The sequence below is a fragment of the Caballeronia telluris genome (genome assembly GCF_001544495.1).
In the GTDB taxonomy this organism is placed as follows: domain Bacteria; phylum Pseudomonadota; class Gammaproteobacteria; order Burkholderiales; family Burkholderiaceae; genus Caballeronia; species Caballeronia telluris.
The window spans coordinates 12,592-32,821 of the sequence record NZ_FCNZ02000020.1 but is presented as its reverse complement, the minus strand read 5'-3'; the positions used below and the strand labels follow the sequence as shown (position 1 = coordinate 32,821).

The window sequence follows — 20,230 nt, the reverse complement described above, 5'->3', positions numbered from 1 at the left end:
GGCCTTTATCCCGCCGACAAATCGCCCGGCACATCCACGTCCCGCAGAATGTCCGGATCGTCGACATCGATCCGCCGCACCGGGTTGAGCGCAAGCAGCGAGCGCGCGCCCGCGTCGCCGTCGAGCGTACTCAGCGCCTCGCGGTGCGCGCGGCCAAAACCGACCGGATGCCCGCGCTCGCCGCGATGATACGGCGCGACAAGCGTTGTCCCGCCATCGAGCGCGCGCGCGACCGCTTCGATCGTCTGCGGCGCGATCCACGGCATGTCGCCCAGCGCGACAATCCAGCCTTCCGAGTCGGACCGCGCCCTGACGCCGGCCGCGAGCGTCGCGCCCATGCCGCGCTCGGCGTCGATCACGAAGATCACGGCGCAGCCGGCATCGTTGAGCACATCGGCGAGTTTTTCCGCGCCCGGCCGCACCACCGCGACCACCTGTTCGACCACCGAAAGCAGGCGCCGCGCGGACTGGAACACGACCGGCGTGCCGTCGGGAAGCGGCGCGAGCAACTTGTTCTGGACGCCGGACGGATCGAAGCGCGTGCCGAGACCGGCGGCGAGCAGGATGCCGGTCGCGTTCGATGAATAAGTCATGGCCGGTCGTCCGCGTGGAGGGATGCGTCGATTGTGCAGTGCGTCGAAGGGCCTCGCAAGGGGGCGCGCGCCCCCTCGCGGTTACGCCATCGGCTTGCGCAGGACCTTGTCGAGCGTCACCGGCAGATCGCGCACGCGCACGCCGGTCGCGTGATAGACCGCGTTCGCGATCGCCCCAGACACGCCCGTGATCCCGATCTCGCCGATCCCCCGCGCGCCGAGCGGATTGATGTGCGGATCGGGCGGCCCGACGAACGAGATGTCCAGCTCGCCGATATCGGCATTCACCGGCACGTGATATTCGGCGAGGTTCGCGTTCGTATAGCGGCCGTAGCGCGCATCGAGATCGCTTTTTTCCAGCAGCGCCGAGCCGATGCCCCACACAATGCCGCCCATCAACTGGCTGTGCGCCGTCTTCGCGTTGAGCAGCGTGCCGACGTCGTACACGCCGACGATGCGCGCCACGCGGATCGTGCCGAGGTCTTCGTCGACGTGCACTTCCGCGAACACCGCGCCGAACGAGTGAAACGAGTACTGCTGTTTCTCGCTGCCCGGCTTGACGGTCGCCGTCGCCTCGATCGGCCGGCCGCCGTTGCGCGCGATGACCGCCGCGGCCGGATCGCGCTTCGAAGGCGCCGAGCGGCTGACGACCCAGCCGTTGTCGACCGTCACGTCGTCGCGCGGCACGCCCGCGAGCGGCGAACCGGCATCCGCGATCGCCATCGCGATCAACTGGTCGCGCGCCTGCGTCGCCGCCGCCTGCACCGCCGGCGACACGCTTGCGGCCGACTGCGATCCGCCCGACACCGGCGCCTTCGGCAACGACGAATCGCCGAGCGCGAAGCGCACGTTCTCGGGCGCGAAGCCGAGCGAGTCGGCGGCGACCTGCGTCATGATCGTGTAGGTGCCGGTGCCGAGATCCTGCGTGCCGGACGCGACCATCGCGGTGCCGTCGGGCAGGATGCGCGCGATCGCGGACGCCTCGCTGCGGTTTGCCGGATAGGTCGCGCTGGCGACGCCCATGCCGATCAGCGTGTGGCCGTCGCGCATCGAACGCGGCTTCGGATTGCGCCGCGCCCAGCCGAATTTCCCGGCGCCCGTCTCGTAGCACTCGCGCAGCGCCTTGCTCGACCACGGCTTCTTTTCCTGCGGCTCGTTTTCCGCGTAGTTCTTCAGCCGAAACGCGAGCGGGTCCATGCGCAGTTGATACGCCATCTCGTCCATCGCGGATTCGAGCGCGAACGAACCGCTCGTCTCGCCGGGCGCGCGCGTGAAGGTCGGCGTGCCGATGTCGAGCTTGACGAGCTTATGCGAGGTCGACTGGTTCGGCACCGCGTACATCATCCGCGTGACGATCGCCGAGGTTTCGGTCCAGTCCTCGAAGGTCGAGGTGGTCGAGATCACGTCGTGGCGCATGCCGGTGAGCGTGCCGTCCTCGCGCGCGGCCACCTGGATGCGCTGCTCGGTGAACGGCCGGTTGCCGACGATGCCCCACATCTGCGGACGTTCGAGCACGAGCCGCACGGGGCGCCCGGTTTGCTTCGCGGCCATCGCGGCGAGCACGACGTGCGACCACACCGAGCCCTTGCAACCGAACCCGCCGCCGACGAACGGGCAGATCACGCGCACGTTCGCCTCGGGAATGCCGAGGATCTTCGACACCGCGCCCTTCGCGCCCGACACGCCTTGCGTGGCGTCGTAGAGCGTGAGATTCGGGCCGTCCCAGCGGGCGAGCGTCGCGTGCGGCTCCATCGGATTGTGATGCTCGTAGGGCGTCGTATAGACGGCATCCAGCCGCGTCGGACCTTGCCGCAAACCGGCTTCGGCGTCGCCGCGCGCGGTGTTCACCGGACGGTTGTTCATCTTCTGCGGCGGATAGGCGGACGCCTTCGCGCGCTGGAAGTCCGCGTTCGGCGCGGCGGCTTCGTAGCGCACCTGCACCTGGCGCGCGGCATCGACGGCGCGTTCCAGCGTATCCGCGACCACGACCGCCACGGGCTCGCCGCTGTAGCGCACCTCGTTGGTCTGCAACAGCGTGAGCTTGCGCACGGCGGGCGGTTGCGCGTCGGGGTTGCCGCCGTTCGGCAGGCGCATCGCCGTCTGGTAGGTCATGACGAGCAGCACGCCGGGCAGCGCCTCGGCGCCCGCGGTCTGGATCGACGCGATCCGGCCTTTCGCGATCGTGCTCGTCACGATGACGGCGTGCGCGAGCATCGACTCGGGATTGTCGGCCGAATAGCGTGCCTGGCCGGTGACCTTGAGCACGCCGTCGGTGCGATCGAGCGGTTTTCCGATGACGCTCATGCCACACCTCCCTGCGCTGCGGCTTGTTCGACCGCGCGCACGATCGCGCGCTGCGCGAGTTCGACCTTGAACGCGTTGTCGCGATACGGCTTCGCCTCGCGCACCGCGAGCGCGGCCGCGCTTTGCAGCGTCGCGCGCGAAAGCGGCTTGCCGGCGAGCATCTGTTCCGTCTCGCTCGCGCGCCACGGCTTGTGCGCGACGCCGCCGAGCGCGATGCGCGCCGTTTTCACGGTGTCGCCGTCCATGTCGAGCGCGGCCGCGACGGAAACCAGCGCGAACGCGTAGCTCGCGCGGTCGCGTAATTTCAGGTATTTCGCGTGCTGCGCGAAGCGCGGCGGCGGCAAATCGACGGCGGTGATGAGTTCGCCGGGTTGCAGCGTCGTGTCGAGATCGGGCCGCTCGCCCGGCAGACGATGGAATTCGGCGATCGGAATCGCGCGTTCGCCTCGCGGACCGGACACGCGCACGACGGCTTCGAGCGCCGCGAGCGCGACGCTCATGTCGGAAGGATTCGTCGCGATGCACTGCGCGCTCGCGCCGAGGATCGCGTGGATGCGGTTGTTGCCTTCCAGCGCCGCGCAGCCGCTGCCCGGCGTGCGCTTGTTGCACTGGGGAAAACCGGTGTCGTAGAAGTAATGGCAGCGCGTGCGCTGCATCAGGTTGCCGCCGACCGTCGCCATGTTGCGCAGTTGCGCCGACGCGCCCGCCAGAAACGCCTGCGAAAGGAGCGGATAGCGCTCGCGCACCCAGGCGTGGTTGGCGGCGTCGCTGTTGCGGGCGAGCGCGCCGATGCGCAGTCCGCCGTCGGGCAGCGGCGTGACGCGGTCCAGGCCGTCGATATGCGTGATGTCGACGAGCTTCACCGGCCGCGCGACGCCGCCTTTCATCAGGTCGAGCAGGTTGGTGCCGCCGCCGATGAACACGACGCCCGGCTGACTCGCCGAGCGGATTGCCGCGGCCGCGTCGGGCGCGCGTTCGTAGGAGATCGCGTCCATGTCGTCTCCTAGGCTTTGTTCGACGCCACGGCCGAGACCGCCGCGACGATATTGGTGTACGCGCCGCAGCGGCAGAGGTTGCCGCTCATGCGCTCGCGGATTTCGTCGGCGGAAAGCTGCGGCGGACGCGCCCGGACGTTCGCCGTGACCGCGCTTGCATCGCCCGCGCGGTATTCGTCGAGGAGAGCGGTTGCTGAACACAACTGCCCGGGCGTACAGAAGCCGCACTGGAACGCGTCGTGTTCGATGAAGGCGCGCTGGACGGCGCTCAGGTTCTCGCCGGATGCGAGGCCTTCGACCGTCGTCACCGATTCGCCGCCGTGCATCACCGCGAGCGTCAAGCACGAGTTGATCCGCTTGCCGTTTGCGATCACCGTGCACGCGCCGCACTGGCCCCGGTCGCAGCCTTTTTTCGTGCCGGTGAGGCCGGCGTATTCGCGCAGGGCGTCGAGGAGCGTCGTGCGCGCTTCGAGCTGCAACGCGTAAGGACGGCCGTTGATCGTGAGATGCACCGGCATCAGCGGCGCGGCGGCGGGCGGCGGCGCGACAGCCGGCGTCGACGTCGCGACCGCCGGCTGTTGCGCGCGCGCGAGCGGCGCGGCGCTGATCGCTACCGTCGCGGCCGCGGATTGCAGAAAGCGTCGGCGGGACGGCTTCTGCGCGTGTTCGTCATCGTGTGGGGGATGTTTCGCTTTGCTGTCGGACATGGCGATACGGCGCTCCTCGCTCGGTCGAATGGGCGCTGCGCTGGCTGGCTCGTCGGGCGCGAATGCGGAGCGTGCGTCGGGCGCGCTGGCTGATGGCGGCGATGATGCGGCGCGCCTCGAAGACGGGTGCGCCGCGACTTACGGCAGCGAGCAAGTCCGATGCCATGCGCACACACGCAGCCCGCGCCTCGACGGCGACAATTTGTTCGCAGGTAAATGCTGCATCGAGCGGTAGATTCGCACAACGGGCGAACGATTTGCATGACGGCGGCGAAAGTGGCGCGACCGGCTGTTGTTGTTCTATTGCCGGGCGGCTGTTTGCTAGGCGTCAGATTCGCGTCATTCTCGTCGGTTAGTTCATCTGACGGTACACCGGCGCGCCGCGCGCCATGCGCGCCGGTCCGTATGGATCGGGATTGCCGTAGCGCGGAATGGTGCCGTCGGAGCGGGCGCGCGCGAGGTCTGCGCGAACCTGCGCACGAGTGGCCGGCGCGTTGGCGGTCATCGTGTCGGCGGTCGCCGGTGTGCCGACCATGTCTTCGTAAGTGGTCATCTGGGCGTAGCGCTTCGGGTCCTGGTTCTGCGCGGCCGCAGTCGTCGAACCGGCGGCGAGCGCGCAGACCGCGAGCCATGTCGTCAACTTCATGATCGTCCTCCTTCGATGGCGGCGGGGGTCGTCGCTCCTTCGTTATACGCGCCTGGAAGACAAACGGATGTGTCTAATATCGCAACTAACGGTCATGTGCGCTGGCATCCACGAATGGGTCGAGGTGCAAAGCGTTTGGGGTGAAACGGGTCGAGCAGCGAGGGCTACAGAAGAACGGGGCGACCTGCGCCCCGTCATAAATCGTCTACGCGCCGGAAAACCTCAAAGATCCGCCGGATAAGGCGCCTTCAGCCATTTCGTCGACAGCGTGTTCAGCGTGCCGTCCTTCTTCGCCTGCGCGATGGCCGCGTCGACTTCCTTCAGCAGGCGCGGCTCGTTCTTGTTCAGGCCGACGTGATCCGGCGAGCTGAACAGCGAGAACTTCTGCTCCGGCTGGATCGGCGGATTGCGCGCGATGATCGTCGCGCCGACGTCGTTGCCGACCACCATCAGTTGCGCCTGTCCCGACAGGAACGCGGAGATCGCGCCGTTCGGATCGTCGAAGCGCTTGATCGTCGCGCTCGGCGGCGCGACCTTGCTCACGCTCAGGTCCTCCAGCGTGCCGCGCGCGACCGCGATCGTCTTGCCCGCGAGATCGGCCGTGCTCTTGACCGGCAGCGACTTCGGCCCGAACACCGCGAGGTAGTAAGGCGCATACGGCCGCGAAAAATCGAGGATCTTCTCGCGCTCGGGCGTCTGGCCGACGGAGAGCAGCATGTCGGCCTTGTGCGTCGCGAGATACGCCATACGATTTTCGCCCGTGATCGCCACCAGTTCGACCTTCGCCTTCAGCGCGCGGCCGAGGTAGTCGGCCATTTCGATGTCGTAGCCTTGCGGCTTCATGTCCGGTCCGATCGAGCCGAACGGCGGATAGTCCATGAACACGCCGATCCGCACGACGCCGTTCTTCTGGATCGTATCGAGCGCGTCGGCGTGAGCGGGCGACGTGAACGCGGCGAACGAGGCGGCAAGGGCGAGCGTCGCGCACAACTGGGCGGCGAGGCGGGAAACGCGTTTCGTCATGGTGAAGGCCTGAAGTGTGAGCGAGAGGGGAAGGTCGATGCACTCTAGGCACGCAAAAATCGCGTCACAATCGAATTGTGCGCATGCCAGCCATGCGTCGCACGCATGGCTTTACTTGATGAGGCCGAGCGCCTCGCGGAACTCCGGACGCCGGCAGGTGCCGAGCCAGTTGAAGATCGCGGTTTCGGTCGTCGTCAGGCGCGCGCCTTCCTGCGCCGCGCGCGTCAGCGCGATCGCGCGGTTGGCCGGATCGCGCGAGCCGATGGCATCCGCGACGAGTTCCACGCGGTAGTCGAGCCGCAGCAGGCCGAGCGTCGTGAGCAGCACGCAGACGTGCGCCTCCGCGCCCGCGACGACGATCACGCCGTCGCCCGGCGACGGCAACGCGGCGACGAAGGCGTCGTTGAGCGTGGCGTCGAAGGTATGTTTTTCGATCACGCGCTGATTGGGCACGAAGAGTCCCTCGACGCTCGCGCCGAGCCCGCGCGGATTCTGCTCGGTCGCGAGCACCGGCACGCCGAGCAGGCCGGCGGCGCGCACGAGCGCGTGGCAATGGCGCGACAGCGTCTCGCCGGCGTCGATATGCGGCAGCAGGCGCTGCTGCATATCGATCACGAGGAGCATCGCTTCAGGTTTCACTTTCCATGATCCGGTCGATGAGCCTCGCATTTTCGCCCGCCGAGCCGATGCCCGCGTGCTTCGCCATCGGCACGAAGAAATGCATCGCGACCGGCAGCTTCGAGCGTTCGAGCCAGTCCGTCAGATGCGCGTTCAGCCGACGCGCCGGCGCCTTCAGTTCCTCGCGCAGCACGGCGGGCAGCGTTTCGAAGTGCTTCATTTCCGTCTGGTACGGCTCGGGCGCGACGCAGAGCGCATTGGGCCGGCCGTCGACATCGACGGGAAGTCGCTCCAGCGCCTGATGCAAGAGCGCCACGCCGAGCCCTTCGCCGCGCCAGGGCTTCCTCACTTCCCACATGCTGATATAGACCACACGATGCTCGTTGAACACGCGGCACAGGTCCGGCCCGAGCGCTTCGGCCGAGGCGAGCGCGAGCGAGAGCATCTCGCCGGAATAGGTGTCGAGCACGTAGACGAGGTCTGCGCTGCTGTGGATCGGCGGCACTTTCACGAGCTTCAGTTCGACCGCCGCCGCGACGATGTCGGTGCCCGCCTCGTGGAACACGGCGAACGCGGTGCCGAGCCGTTCGTCGTCGACTTGCGGATATTCGTGGCGATAGGTCATCGTGAAGAGGAACGGGCCGATCTTCTCCCGGTACGCGAGCGGCCGATCGACGTCGTAATCGCTCGTGCCTTCGAGGCCGTAGGGATCGTAGTCGCGCTTCTCGCGGTTTTCGCCGGGCTCGCCCGACTTCAGCGCCACCAGCGGCCGCCGCGATTCCGGCACGAGGTCTTCCGGCAAGCCTTCCCAGGCGAGGCGCAGGAACTCGCGGCCGCCGCGATAATGCGTTTCGAAAAGCGCGATGACCTGCTGGGCCGCCACCGGATCGACGATTTTTTGCACGCAGTCGAGCGCGCGGTCGAGCAATTGGTCGGCTTCTTCCGGATCGGGTGCGGGATGCGGCTCGCCGGGCCCGGGCGTCGCCGGCAGTCCTTGCGCCGCGCGCGCCCGGCGCGTGAGGTCGAGCCATTCGTCGGCGGCGCGTTCGGCGAGAAAGCCCGCCGCGATGCGGTAGCCCGCGAGCACGATCGACTGGCCGGTGTCGCCGAGAGGGAAGACGTACTCATCGGAGAGCGCATCGTCGACGGTGACCGCGCGGAAGGTTTCGCGCGGCGATACCGCGTTCGCCGCGGAATCGAAGCGGTCGTGCGACAGCACATGGGCGACGAGGTCAGACGCCGTCGGACCGAAATCGGACTCTACGCCGGGAAGCAGCTTCAGCAAGGACAGGTTGCTCATGTAGGCCATCTCCGTGACGTGGGTGTACATCGTAACAAACCGTCAGGCGGACCGCCGCGCAACGTTCAGCGGCATTCAGGCGCCCCGGTCGCGGGTCGCGGCGCGCGGGTTGCTGGCGGAACAGTCGATCCTGCATGGGGGACGAGGCATGGCTACGGTTCAGGAAGGAGGGTGCGCCTGCGGCGCGGTACGGTTTCGCGTCGGCGCGGCGCCGCGGCGCGTCGGCATGTGCCACTGCATGACGTGCCGCCGGATTCACGGCTCGGCGTTTGGAGTCTATGCGGTTTTCGCGCGCGGCGACGTGGAGTTTTTCGGCCGCACCGAAGCCTGGCGAAGTTCCGGCGAGGCGCGGCGGCATTTTTGCCCCGTCTGCGGATCGGTGGCGTACATGGAGTATCTGGCGACGCCGGAAATCGACTTGCCGCTCGGCGCCTTCGATGAAACCGGTCTCTACGAGCCCGGCTACGAACTCTGGTGCCGCCGTCGCGAGCCGTGGCTGCCGCAAGGCGTGCGCACGGAATTCGAAGAGGACCGGCCGTGACCCGGTGCCGTCCGCGATGACCGCCGGGCGCGTGCGGATCGGCCTCTCGGGCTGGCGTTACGATGGCTGGCGCGGCGTGTTCTATCCGCCGAAGCTTGCGCAGGCGCGAGAACTGGAATTCGCGTCGCGACAGGTGCAAACCGTGGAGATCAACGGCTCGCACTATTCGCTGCAAAGCGTGAAGAGCTATCGCGCGTGGCACGACGCGACGCCGGACGACTTTCTCTTCAGCGTCAAGGGGCCGCGCTATCTCACCCACATGCTGCGATTTCGCGACGAAACCGCGACGCCCGCGCTAGCGAACTTCCTCGCGTCCGGCGTGCTGGCGCTCGAACGCAAGCTCGGTCCGTTTCTCTGGCAGTTTCCGCCGAATTTCGCATTCGAGCCCGATGCGTTCGCACGCTTCCTCGACCTGCTTCCGAAAGACACGCTGGCGGCCGCGCAATTCGCGGCTCGGCACGATGCCCGCGTGAAAGCGCCGTGGTTCGACGTCCGCACGAAGCGCGCGCTGCGTCACGCCATCGAAATACGCCATCCGAGCTTTTGCTGCGAAGCATTCGTGCGCCTCTTGCGCCGGCACCGGGCGGCGCTCGTGGTCTCGGATTCGGTCGCCGACTGGCCCTACGCGGAAGATCTGACTACCGACTTCGTCTATGTGCGGCTGCACGGCACCGAAACGCTCTACGGCGGCGCCTATACCGACGCCGCGCTCGACGGCTGGGCGTCGCGCATCGAATGTTGGGCGAGCGGCGGCCAGCGCGCCGACGCCCGGCTGATTTCGTCGGTGGCGCCTCGCCGCCGCGCGGGCCGCGACGTATTCTGCTACTTCGACAACGACAAGAAAGTCCAGGCGCCTTTCGACGCCCGCCGGCTGATCGAGCGGCTGCAAGCGTGACGCGTCCGGCATCGGTATGAAAGGGCCGTGTTCTTTATCGCGCGCGGCCGTAACGCCCCGTGATGAAACCGCGGCGGGCGCGCAGGAACCGGCCTCGTCGTGAAGAGTCCGAAGAATTGCATTCGGCGCGGGAAAATACGACGATACATCCGCGCGGTCGCTAAGCGCGTTGCCTTCGCGGGCAATCTGAATGCGTGGCATGGCAACTCGGGCAGCCTTTCTACTCCAGTACCAGCGAGGAGCATCGAACTATGGCGAAGCAACCGGTGAGCGGCAGCGACAAGAACCATCCCGAAGGCGCGACCTGCGTGGGCGCGTGCAATCCGGCCGACGAAATCGAAGTGGTCGTGATGCTGCGGCGTCAGGACGAAGACGGCTTCAAACAGTTGATGGCGAAGATCGACGCGGGCGAGGCCGAGCCCGTCGCGCGCGATGCGTTCGAAAAACGCTTCGGCGCATCGAAGGAAGACGTCGAGAAGGTCGAGAAATTCGCCGCGCAGTACGGTCTGAAAGTGGCGCGCTCCGATCCGGGCTCGCGCAGCGTCGTGCTCAAGGGCACGATCGAGCAGTTCCAGAAGGCGTTCGACGTGAAGCTCGAACGCTTCGAACATCACAATATCGGCGAATTTCGCGGGCGCACGGGGCCCGTCAACGTGCCCGAGGACATGCACGACGCCGTCACCGCCGTGCTCGGGCTCGACAGCCGTCCGCAGGCGCGTCCGCACTTTCGCTTTCGCCCGCCTTTCAAGCCCGCGCGCGGCCTTGCGCCCGCGTCGTTCACGCCAGTCGACCTCGCGCGCCTCTACGACTTCCCCGACGGCGACGGCGCCGGCCAGTGCATCGCGATCATCGAACTCGGCGGCGGCTACCGCACGAGCGACCTCACCGCGTATTTCTCGAAGCTCGGCCTGAAGGCGCCGAAGGTCGTCGCGGTCAGCGTCGACGAGGCGAAGAACGCGCCCACTGGCAATCCGAACGGGCCGGACAGCGAAGTGACGCTCGACATCGAGATCGCCGGGTCTGTCGCGCCGGGCGCCGTGATCGCCGTCTACTTCGCGCCGAACAGCGACTCCGGTTTCGTCGATGCCGTGAACCGCGCGATCCACGATGCGACGCACAAGCCGTCGGTCGTTTCGATCAGCTGGGGCGGCCCGGAGTCGATGTGGACCTCGCAATCGCTCAGCGCCTTCAACGACGTGCTGCAAACGGCCGCCGCGCTCGGCGTGACCGTCTGCGCGGCGTCGGGCGACAGCGGGTCGAGCGACGGCATCGGCGACGGCCAGGATCACGTCGATTTCCCCGCGTCGAGCCCGTACACGCTCGCGTGCGGCGGCACGGGCCTGTCGGCGTCGGCGAGCGGCATCCAGCAGGAAGTCGTCTGGAACGACGGCGATCAGGGCGGCGCGGGCGGCGGCGGCGTGAGCGGCGCGTTCGCGCTGCCGGTTTGGCAGAAAGGGCTCACGGTCGCGCGCACGGGCGGCGGCCACACGGCGCTCGCGAAACGCGGCGTGCCCGATGTCGCCGGCGACGCCTCGCCGCAGACCGGCTACGAAGTGCTGATCGGCGGCAACGAGACGGTGGTCGGCGGCACCAGCGCCGTCGCGCCGCTGTGGGCCGCGCTCCTCGCGCGCATCAACGCGATCAACGGGAAACCGGCCGGCTTCGTCAATCCGAAGCTGTATCGCGCGAAGACGGCGTGCCGCGACATCACGGAGGGCAACAACGGCAGTTTCGCGGCTGCGGCGGGCTGGGATGCCTGCACGGGACTCGGCAGCCCGGACGGGGCAAAAGTGGCGGCCGCGCTGAAATGACCACGCTGGATTAACGGCAGCGTTACGAGCACGATTCATCCACGGCAATAACAACGACGACGAACCAGGAGCGACGACGATGAACTCCGATCCAACAATAGAGAAACCCGCCGACGGGGCGCCGGAAACCGCCGCACAGGCACCCGCCGCGAAGACGCCTGCCGCGAAGACGCCGAAAAAACCTGCAAAGCCAACGGCGAAGCGCGATCAGCCGTACTTCGATCCGATTGCCTACGGCAACGGTCCCGACGATTCGGTCGCCGCAACCGAAGCCGACGAGAACGCCGCCGTCACGCATCACACGGTCACGATCGGCGGCGCGAAGATCGCCTACACGGCGACGGTCGGGCATCTCGTCACGGTCGATCCGAGCAGTTCGAAGCCGGACGCAAAGATGTTCTACGTCGCGTTCACGAAGGACAACCAGACCGAGGAACAGCGCCCGCTCACGTTCTTCTATAACGGCGGGCCGGGGTCGTCGTCGGTGTTCGTGCTGCTCGGCTCGTTCGCGCCGCGCCGCATCAAGACCGCGATGCCGAGCTTCACGCCGCCCGCGCCGTACCAGATAGAGGACAACCCGGACAGCCTCATCGATAAGAGCGATCTCATCTTCATCAATCCGGTCGGCACGGGCTATTCGGCGGCCATCGCGCCGAACAAGAACCGCGATTTCTGGGGCGTCGATCAGGACGCGGATTCCATCAAGCAGTTCATCAAGCGCTATCTGACGAAGAACAATCGCTGGAATTCGCCGAAATTCCTGTTCGGCGAGTCGTACGGCACCGCGCGCAGCTGCGTGCTCGCGTACAAGCTGCACGAGGATGGCGTCGACTTGAACGGGATCACGCTGCAATCGTCGATTCTCGATTACCGGCAGGCGGGCAATCCAGTGGGCGCGCTGCCGACCGCCGCCGCCGATGCCTGGTATCACAAGAAGCTCGGCGTGCATCCGACGCCGACCAATCTGGAGGCGTTCGCGGAAGAAGTCGCGGAATTCGCGCGCTCGGATTATCTGAACGCGTTGCGCAAATTCCCGCAAACCGACGACGAAGTCGTGCAGAAGCTCGCCGAATACACCGGCATCGACAAGGTGACGCTGCTCGCGTGGAGCCTCGACATCGCCGCCTACGACAGCCGCGGCAATTCGCTCTTTCTCACGACGCTGTTGAAATCGAAGGGACAGTCGCTCGGTTCCTACGACGGGCGCGTGACGGGCGTGTCGAGCGGTATCGCGGGCAAGATCGATCCGAATTCCGGCGGCAACGATCCGACGATGACGGCGGTGAGCGGCGTCTACACGTCGATGTGGAACAGCTATCTCAACGAGCAGTTGAAATTTACCTCGACGTCCTCGTTCACCGATCTCAACGACCAGGCGTTTCTGAACTGGGATTTCAAGCACACGGACCCGACCGGCGAGGAGAAAGGCGTCGATTCCAAGGGCAACATCATCCTTTACACGGCGGGCGATCTGGCGGCGGTGATGGCGCTGAACGTCGACCTGAAGGTGCTCTCCGCGAACGGCATGTACGATTTCGTGACGCCGTTTTATCAGACCGTGATCGACTTGCAGCAAATGCCGCTCATCGACAAGACCGTGCGCCAGAATCTTTCGGCGACGTTCTATCCGTCGGGACACATGGTCTATCTCGACGGCGGTTCGCGCACGCAGTTGAAAAAAGATCTGGCGACGATGTACGACGCGGCAACGTCGAACCATGTGGCGATGAGCCGGATCATCACGCTGCAGCGCACGACGGCCTCGAAGATCGCGTAGCTTCTTCCGGGAACGCCGTTTGCAGCAGGAAAGGCCCGGTGCTATCGAAAGTGCCGGGCCAATTGTCAAACGGAGTCCACCCAATGCCGACCCAGAAGAAGACGGCAAGCGCCGTCGCTCGTACCCCGTCGCAAAGCAACACGAACCAGAAAGTCGAGAGCCTGGAGAAATTCCGCTCCGACGCCACCGATCAGGCGTTGACGACCAACCAGGGCGTCAAGGTCGCGGACAACCAGAACACGCTGAGCGCCGGCCCGCGCGGCCCGTCGCTGCTCGAAGATTTCATCATGCGTGAAAAGATCACGCATTTCGACCATGAGCGCATCCCGGAGCGGATCGTGCATGCGCGCGGGTCCGCCGCGCATGGCGTCTTCAAGGTCTACGAATCGCAGGCCGCGCTGACCAAGGCCGCGTTCCTGCAAGATCCGTCGAAGGAAACGCCGGTCTACGTGCGCTTCTCCACCGTGCAGGGCTCGCGCGGCTCCGCCGACACCGTGCGTGACGTGCGCGGCTTCGCCGTCAAGTTCTACACCGAGGAAGGCAATTTCGACCTGGTCGGCAACAACATGCCGGTCTTCTTCATCCAGGACGCGATCAAGTTCCCCGACTTCGTCCACGCCGTGAAGCCCGAACCGCACAACGAGATGCCGCAAGGCGGTTCGGCGCACGACACCTTCTGGGACTTCGTCTCGCTCGTGCCGGAATCGGCGCATATGGTACTCTGGACGATGTCCGACCGCGCGATCCCGAAAAGCCTGCGCACGATGGAAGGCTTCGGCATCCACACGTTCCGCTTCGTCAACGCCGAGGGCAAAGGGCGCTTCGTGAAGTTCCACTGGCGTCCGACGATCGGTTCGGCGTCACTCCTGTGGGACGAAGCGCAGAAGCTCGCGGGCAAGGACAGCGACTACCATCGACGCGACCTGTGGGACGCAATCGACATGGGCGACTATCCGGAGTGGGAACTGGGCGTGCAGATCGTCGAGGAAGAGGATGAGCACAAGTTCCCGTTCGACCTGCTCGATCCGACCAAGATCATTCCCGAGGAGCTCGTGCCGCTGAAGATGATCGGCAAGCTCACGCTCAATCGCAATCCGGACAACTTCTTCGCGGAAACGGAGCAGGTCGCGTTTTGTCCTGGACATATCGTGCCGGGCCTCGATTTCACGAACGATCCGCTGTTGCAGGGACGCCTCTTTTCCTACACCGACACGCAGATCAGCCGGCTCGGCGGCCCGAATTTCCACGAGATTCCGATCAACCGGCCGCTCGCGCCGCTGCACAACGGCCAGCGTGACGCGATGCATCGTCAGACGATCGACAAGGGTCAAGCGTCCTACGAGCCGAATTCCATCGACGGCGGATGGCCGAAGGAAACGCCGCCGGCCGCGGCGGGCGGCGGGTTCGAGAGCTACACGGAGCGCGTCGAGGGCTCGAAGATCCGCGTGCGCAGCCCGTCGTTCATCGACCACTATTCGCAGGCGACGCTCTTCTGGAACAGCGTGACGCCGCCGGAAAAGGATCACATCGTCGGCGCGTATTCGTTCGAACTGAGCAAGGTGGAAAGGAAGCCGATCCGCGAGCGGCAACTCGGCATTCTCGCGAATATCGACGGCGAACTGGCCTCGCGCGTCGCCGCGAATCTCGGCTTGCCGGTGCCGAACAAGAGCGCGAGCGCGGAGGAACTCGGCAAGCCGTCCGTGGCGGAATCGCCGGCGCTGTCGATCATCGCGAAAACGCCGCCTTCGGTGAAAACACGCAAGGTCGCGATTCTGGTCGCCAAGGGCGCCGACGCGGCGAGCATCAAGGCCGTCAAGGACGCGCTCGCCGCCGAGGGCGCGCACGCGAAGGTGATCGCGCCCGTGCTCGGCACGCTCGACGGCGGCATCGAAGTCGACGCGACGATCCTCGCGATGCCGTCGATCATGTTCGACGGCGTCGTGGTCGCGGGCGGCAAGGAGAGCGCGAAGGCGCTCTCGGAATCCGGCGACGCGCGGCATTACGTGCTGGAGGCGTTCAAGCACCTGAAGGCGATCGGCGCGGTCGGCGACGGCGAGGACGTGCTCGCGGCCGCGCATCTGCCGACGGGCGATGACGGCGTGTCCGTCGGCGGCGACGCGAAGGCGGTGATGAAGGCGTTCATCGAGGCGCTCGGCAAGCATCGCGTATGGGCGAGGGCGCAGAAGGCGGAGAGCGTGCCGGCTTGATGTATCGACCGAGAATGCGGCGCTGAGGTCGAGCGCTGGTAGTGCGGAAATCCCCTGGCCACGCCGGGGGATTTTTCATTTGGGACGCGCAAAGCCCATCGTGAAGGCCTTCGAGTTATTTTTGAGACTCGGATGCGTCTTATGTGAGTCTCATTCTCGCAACCTTAGACTTCTGTCTGTCTGTCGACGCGCCTGACTCGCTCGTTCCGGTGCATAAGACGAATCTTATTTAACCACCGACGCACGCTACGCGCCAGATGCGCGACGAAGGAGATACATGGATTCATCTGCATTGCGGCTGGGCGCGATTGACTTACGAAACCCAGCCACTGGTCCCGCCGCGGCAGGGCCGCGACATGCTGCATGCGGCTCGCACATTTTGAAGGCGGGTTTCATGTTGATCGCGGGATTGATCATCGCGTGCTTCAGCACATCCGCTCACGCCCTTCTGGCGTGCAATATTACGAACGGGAACCAGACGTTCGCTGCGGGTTACATTTCGATACCGAGGAATGCAAGCCCGGGACAAGGCGTCGCCACGCTGCCTCCCGCGTCGTTTGTGATGGACTGCAATTTCAACGGCTATGCGCCGCTGACGAACACGGGCGTCCTCATCTCAATATTCAAGGCCGGCACGCCTGTCGCAGGAATGACCGATGTCTATCCGACGAACATCTCGGGGCTCGGCGTTCGCTACACCGTAACGGCGAACCAATGCAATGAAAAAACGGTGATCGTAACCAATGGAACCGGCACCCTCCATTGCACAATGAACGGCGCGCAGGGTGTCGATCTGCCGATCCCCGCAACGGTCACGACACAGTTGGTCGTGACCGGCGCCGTCACCGCCGGCGTATTGGCGCTGACTTCCATTCCCAAGCTCAATGTCGATTATCAGACATCTGTGGAGCCGGGCAATACATGGAGCCAGACTCCCGTCTACTCCGGCACTGCCACCGGCACGATCCGCCAGCAATCCTGCTCCGTCGTGAATTCCGCGCAGGCGATCACACTCCCGACCGTCACCACGCGCTCGCTCGCGGGCAGCGCGGGCACGGTCGCGGGATCGAAGGAATTTTCGGTCGATCTGTCGTGCGCGGCCGGCGCACAGGTCTCGATCACCTTCACCGACGCGACCAACCCCGCCAACACCAGCACCGTGCTCGGCCTCGCGGCCGGTTCGACGGCGACGGGCGTCGGCATCGAACTGCGCCGCGTGAACGACGCGAAAGTCGCATACGGTCCGGACTCGGCCGCGCCCGGCACGACCAGTCAATGGCTCGTCGGCGCGGCGCCAAATGGGGCACTGAGCATTCCGCTCTCCGCGCGCTACGTACGTACGACCGGTACGCTCGCCTCCGGCCTGGTCAAAGCGCTCGCCACGTTCACGATGTCCTATAACTGACCCTTCGGCGTCCACATCTGACCATTCCCTACGCCCCGCGTTTTTGAGACACTCGCGGATTGTTATCCGGGTATACGACGTGTCTCGTTTCACAATAGAAGCATGGCGCACGGCGCGTTTCATTTTTTGCGCGCTGCTGCTGACGACTCCCCTCCCGGCGACGGCCGCCGCCCAACCCGGCCAGTTCGTCGTGGGCGCGGTACTCGGAATCGTTCCGCCGCTGGAACTGAGCGGACCGGCGACGACGTTGCCGGATCCGACCCTCCCGAGCGTCGTGCAGGGCGTCTCGGCCGATTACGCCCGCGAAGTCGCGCGGGCAATGGGTAGCGCGCTGCAATGGCGCGTGTATCCGGACCGCGCCGCGATGATCCAGGCGCTCGCGCGCGGCGAGATCGACGCCGCCACCAGCGCCACGGGCAACGACACCGGCACGCCGCTCCTGCTGAGCCGCCCATACATACCGACCAAGCAGGTCTACGTCGCGCTGCGCATGGCACGCCCGAGCACGGGCCGCATCGCGTATGTCGAGGCACAGACCGCGCCAGCCCGGATCCTGTCGGCTTACCCGCATGCCACGCCGGTCGGTTATCGCGACACCTGCGCCGCGCTCGTGGCCGTGTCGCTCGGCGACGCCGATGCCTTTGTCGGCGACTTCGTTTCCACGGCCTACACGATCGATCACCTCGACCTGACCCAACTCGGGATCACGAATTTCGCGTCATTCGACGAAGGCGGTTACAGCTTCGCGTTCGCCGCCGCCCGCCCGGGCGCGGCGCAGTTGCGCGAACGCGTCGACGCGGCGCTGGCCGCGCTGCCGCCGGGTTTCCTGCTCGAAGTTCGTGCGCGCTGGGGCGCGACGACCAACTCGATCAGCTTCGACGAGCCGATCGAGCTCACCGAAGCCGACCGCGCCTGGATCGCGACGCATCCCGTCGTGCATTATTCGATGCTCGGCCGCGCCGCGCCGCTCGCTTTCCGCGACGCGAACGGACATCTTGCAGGATTCGCGGTCGACATCCTCGCGGCTATCGCGCGCGTCACGGGTCTGCGCTTCGAGGCGCGCGTGCGCGATTCGATGGGCGAGATCGACCGGGACCTGCACAGCGGCACGGCGGCGCTGACGCCGTTCCGCCACGCACCGGAAAAAAGCGACGGCTTCCTGCGCAGCCGGCCCTATGGCGAGGGTCTCCTCGTGATCGTCACCCGCGTCGGCACCGCGCCGCGCCGCAACGCAGAGGCGCTGGCCGGCGCGCGCGTCGCCGTGACGGCCAACGACTTCGTCAGCTCGATCGTGCAGAGGCACGCGCCATCGGCGCGGCGGATCGAGGTCGCCGACTACAACGCGCTCTTCGAAATGCTCGCGAGCGGCCGCGCCGATGCGGCCGTCGCCGACATGGGCTTCGCGAATTACGCGGTCGCGAACCCGTATCGGGGCAGGCTCGAAACCACCGGCGTGCTGTCGAGTGAGCCGGTACCGTACCGCTTCGTCGTTTCGTCGCGCGACCCGGAGCTCGCTGACATCATGAGCCGCGCGCTCGATCACCTGCAGCCCGCCGAACTCGACACGATTCGCCGGCGCTGGTCGCTCGGCGAACATCCCGAGGCGGTCTGGGAGCGGCGCCGCCCGCAGGTTGCGCTCGGCGCGACGCTCGGGCTGGGCGGACTGCTGCTGCTCGGGGCCTGGGCGGTGTCGCTGCGCGCGCAGATCGCGCGCCGGATCGCGGCGGAGGCGGCGATGCGCGCGGCCAAGGAAGAGGCCGAGACCGCGAATCGCGCCAAGTCGACGTTCCTCGCGACGATGAGCCACGAAATCCGCACGCCGATGAGCGCCGTGCTCGGCCTGATCGAACTCGAATTGCGCAACCCGGGCGACCGCGCGTCGAGGGAACGGTCGCTCGCGACGGCGCATCAGGCGGCGCGCGACCTGCTCGGCCTGATCGACGATATTCTCGATGTCGCGAAGATGGAGGCGGAGCGGCTCGTGCTCGCGCCCGCGCCGCTGGAACTGAACGCGTGGGCGGCGAGCGTCGCGGCGATCTACGATCAGGCGGCGCGCAGCAAGGGCGTGGCGCTCGCGCTCGAGAACGGCGACGTGCCAGGTTCCGCGTGGGTCGAGGCCGATGCGCTGCGTCTGCGGCAGGTCGTCGGCAACCTGCTGTCGAACGCGATCAAGTTCACCGCGCAAGGCCGCGTGACGCTCGCCTACCGTGCGGGCGAGATCGCGGACGGCAGCCGCGAGGTGGTGCTGGCCGTGTCCGATAGCGGCATCGGCATGACGCCGCAGCAGCAGGCGAAGCTCTTCGCGCCGTTCGTGCAGGTGCACGACGTCCGCACAGAGCGCTTCGGCGGCACGGGGCTCGGGCTCTCGATCTGCCGGCGCCTCGTCACGATGATGGGCGGAACCATCGAGGTCGCGAGCGAGCCGGGGCGCGGCAGCCGGTTCACGGTGCGGCTCGTCCTTCCCGCGGCCGAACCCGCGGAGCAGCCCGGCGCCGCGGCGGGTGCAGCGGCGGCGGGCTCGCAGGCGGACGCGGAGCGCGCGCGGCTCGCGGGCCTGCACGTGCTCGTCATCGACGATCACCTGGCGAACCGCATCGTCCTCGGCAGCCAGCTCGCGGAACTGGGCTGCACGGTCGAATGCGCCAGCGACGGCGGCGCGGGCCTGTCGCTATGGCAGGCGAATCCCGCATCATTCGACCTGATCCTGCTCGACTGTTCGATGCCGGTGATGCGCGGCGAGGAAGTCGCGCGCAGGATCCGCGCGCGGGAAGCGCAGACGAAGGCGGGCGGCGCGGTGCCGATCGTCGGCGTGACGGCCGACGCGCAGGCCGAGGCGGCCGCGCTGGCGATCGAGTCGGGCATGACCTTGTGCCTGGTCAAGCCCGTCGGACTGGACGACCTGCGCTCGGCGCTGGCATCGATCGTAGGCAGCGAGGCGTCGCGGCGGGAGCCGGCAGCGGAACCCGCGCCGACGCCCGCCCCGGCTCATCGGGAGGCCTACGACCGCGCAGCGATCGACGCTTTCGGCGCGCAGTCCGCCTCGCTCGTCGACGCGCTTCAGGAGGCGAACGCGCTCGACTTCGACCTGGCCCGCGAGGCGATGGAAGCCTGCGACTACGCGCGCCTCTACGAGACGGCGCACCGCATGAAGGGCGCGGCCGTGATCGTCGGCGCGAAGCCTTTCTCCGAGGCTTGTCTCGCGCTGCAACTCGCCTGCGAGCGCGCGCTCGACGAGGACCGCAATGGCGAGGACGACGAAGACATCGCGGCGGCATTTCGCGCGTTCGTCGACGCAGGCGACGCGCTCGGCGCGGCGCTGGCGCTCCGCGTTGCGTGACGACGGCGCGGCGCCCGCCGATCAGCGTGTGTTTTAATGGACCTTTCACTTGTCTCAATAATAGGTCCGCG

At 66.8% G+C, this 20,230-nt stretch carries 15 protein-coding genes; 7 read left to right on the top strand and 8 right to left on the bottom strand.

Annotated features, from left to right (window positions below):
• Window positions 1–5 precede the first annotated feature (5 nt).
• The 8 genes from AWB66_RS23090 to AWB66_RS23050 all read right to left on the bottom strand — a co-directional run bounded on the left by AWB66_RS23090 (window position 6) and on the right by AWB66_RS23050 (window position 8,186).
• Entirely contained in the window at window positions 6–593 is a 588-nt protein-coding gene (locus AWB66_RS23090) for a nucleotidyltransferase family protein (RefSeq protein ID WP_087632436.1), read from the bottom strand.
• An 81-nt stretch (window positions 594–674) separates the two neighbouring features.
• Window positions 675–2,897, bottom strand: a complete 2,223-nt coding sequence (locus tag AWB66_RS23085; protein ID WP_087632435.1) for a xanthine dehydrogenase family protein molybdopterin-binding subunit — start codon at window positions 2,895–2,897, stop codon at window positions 675–677.
• On the bottom strand, window positions 2,894–3,892 hold the full coding sequence (locus AWB66_RS23080) for an FAD binding domain-containing protein (RefSeq protein WP_087632434.1): 999 nt from the start codon (window positions 3,890–3,892) through the stop codon (window positions 2,894–2,896). Before AWB66_RS23080 ends, AWB66_RS23085 begins: the two co-directional genes overlap by 4 nt.
• An 8-nt stretch (window positions 3,893–3,900) precedes the next feature.
• Window positions 3,901–4,599 carry a 2Fe-2S iron-sulfur cluster-binding protein gene (locus tag AWB66_RS23075; protein ID WP_087632433.1) on the bottom strand — a complete coding sequence of 233 codons (699 nt, stop codon included), beginning with the start codon at window positions 4,597–4,599 and terminating at the stop codon, window positions 3,901–3,903.
• A gap of 352 nt (window positions 4,600–4,951) precedes the next feature.
• Window positions 4,952–5,245, bottom strand: a complete 294-nt coding sequence (locus AWB66_RS23065; protein WP_087632431.1) for a DUF4148 domain-containing protein — start codon at window positions 5,243–5,245, stop codon at window positions 4,952–4,954.
• 222 nt (window positions 5,246–5,467) lie between these two features.
• Window positions 5,468–6,268, bottom strand: a complete 801-nt coding sequence (locus AWB66_RS23060; RefSeq protein ID WP_087632430.1) for a transporter substrate-binding domain-containing protein — start codon at window positions 6,266–6,268, stop codon at window positions 5,468–5,470.
• A gap of 111 nt (window positions 6,269–6,379) precedes the next feature.
• Window positions 6,380–6,907, bottom strand: a complete 528-nt coding sequence (locus tag AWB66_RS23055; protein WP_235021207.1) for an isochorismatase family protein — start codon at window positions 6,905–6,907, stop codon at window positions 6,380–6,382.
• Window positions 6,897–8,186: an inositol monophosphatase gene (locus AWB66_RS23050; protein ID WP_235021206.1), complete on the bottom strand. Its 1,290-nt coding sequence runs from the start codon at window positions 8,184–8,186 to the stop codon at window positions 6,897–6,899. The genes AWB66_RS23055 and AWB66_RS23050 overlap by 11 nt, the downstream gene beginning before the upstream one ends.
• 148 nt (window positions 8,187–8,334) lie before the next feature.
• Between AWB66_RS23050 and AWB66_RS23045 the strand changes: the two genes are divergently transcribed.
• The 7 genes from AWB66_RS23045 (at window position 8,335) to AWB66_RS23015 (ending at window position 20,159) form a co-directional block, all read left to right on the top strand.
• The gene (locus tag AWB66_RS23045) at window positions 8,335–8,727 is read left to right on the top strand and encodes a GFA family protein (protein ID WP_087632427.1); all 393 of its coding nucleotides are present in this window, start codon (window positions 8,335–8,337) and stop codon (window positions 8,725–8,727) included.
• A gap of 16 nt (window positions 8,728–8,743) precedes the next feature.
• On the top strand, window positions 8,744–9,622 hold the full coding sequence (locus tag AWB66_RS23040) for a DUF72 domain-containing protein (RefSeq protein WP_087632426.1): 879 nt from the start codon (window positions 8,744–8,746) through the stop codon (window positions 9,620–9,622).
• Window positions 9,623–9,873: 251 nt separating this feature from the next.
• A complete protein-coding gene (locus AWB66_RS23035) occupies window positions 9,874–11,433 on the top strand; it encodes a S53 family peptidase (protein WP_087632425.1) in 1,560 nt (519 codons plus the stop codon).
• 79 nt (window positions 11,434–11,512) lie between these two features.
• Window positions 11,513–13,210 (top strand): S10 family peptidase, encoded by a 1,698-nt coding sequence (locus tag AWB66_RS23030; protein WP_087632424.1) that lies wholly within the window; start codon window positions 11,513–11,515, stop codon window positions 13,208–13,210.
• 83 nt (window positions 13,211–13,293) lie between these two features.
• A complete protein-coding gene (katE, locus tag AWB66_RS23025) occupies window positions 13,294–15,417 on the top strand; it encodes a catalase HPII (protein ID WP_087632423.1) in 2,124 nt (707 codons plus the stop codon).
• 562 nt (window positions 15,418–15,979) lie between these two features.
• The gene (locus AWB66_RS23020; protein WP_159462931.1) at window positions 15,980–16,822 is read left to right on the top strand and encodes a fimbrial protein; all 843 of its coding nucleotides are present in this window, start codon (window positions 15,980–15,982) and stop codon (window positions 16,820–16,822) included.
• Window positions 16,823–16,901: 79 nt separating this feature from the next.
• Window positions 16,902–20,159: an ATP-binding protein gene (locus tag AWB66_RS23015; RefSeq protein WP_087632421.1), complete on the top strand. Its 3,258-nt coding sequence runs from the start codon at window positions 16,902–16,904 to the stop codon at window positions 20,157–20,159.
• Window positions 20,160–20,230: the final 71 nt, after the last annotated feature.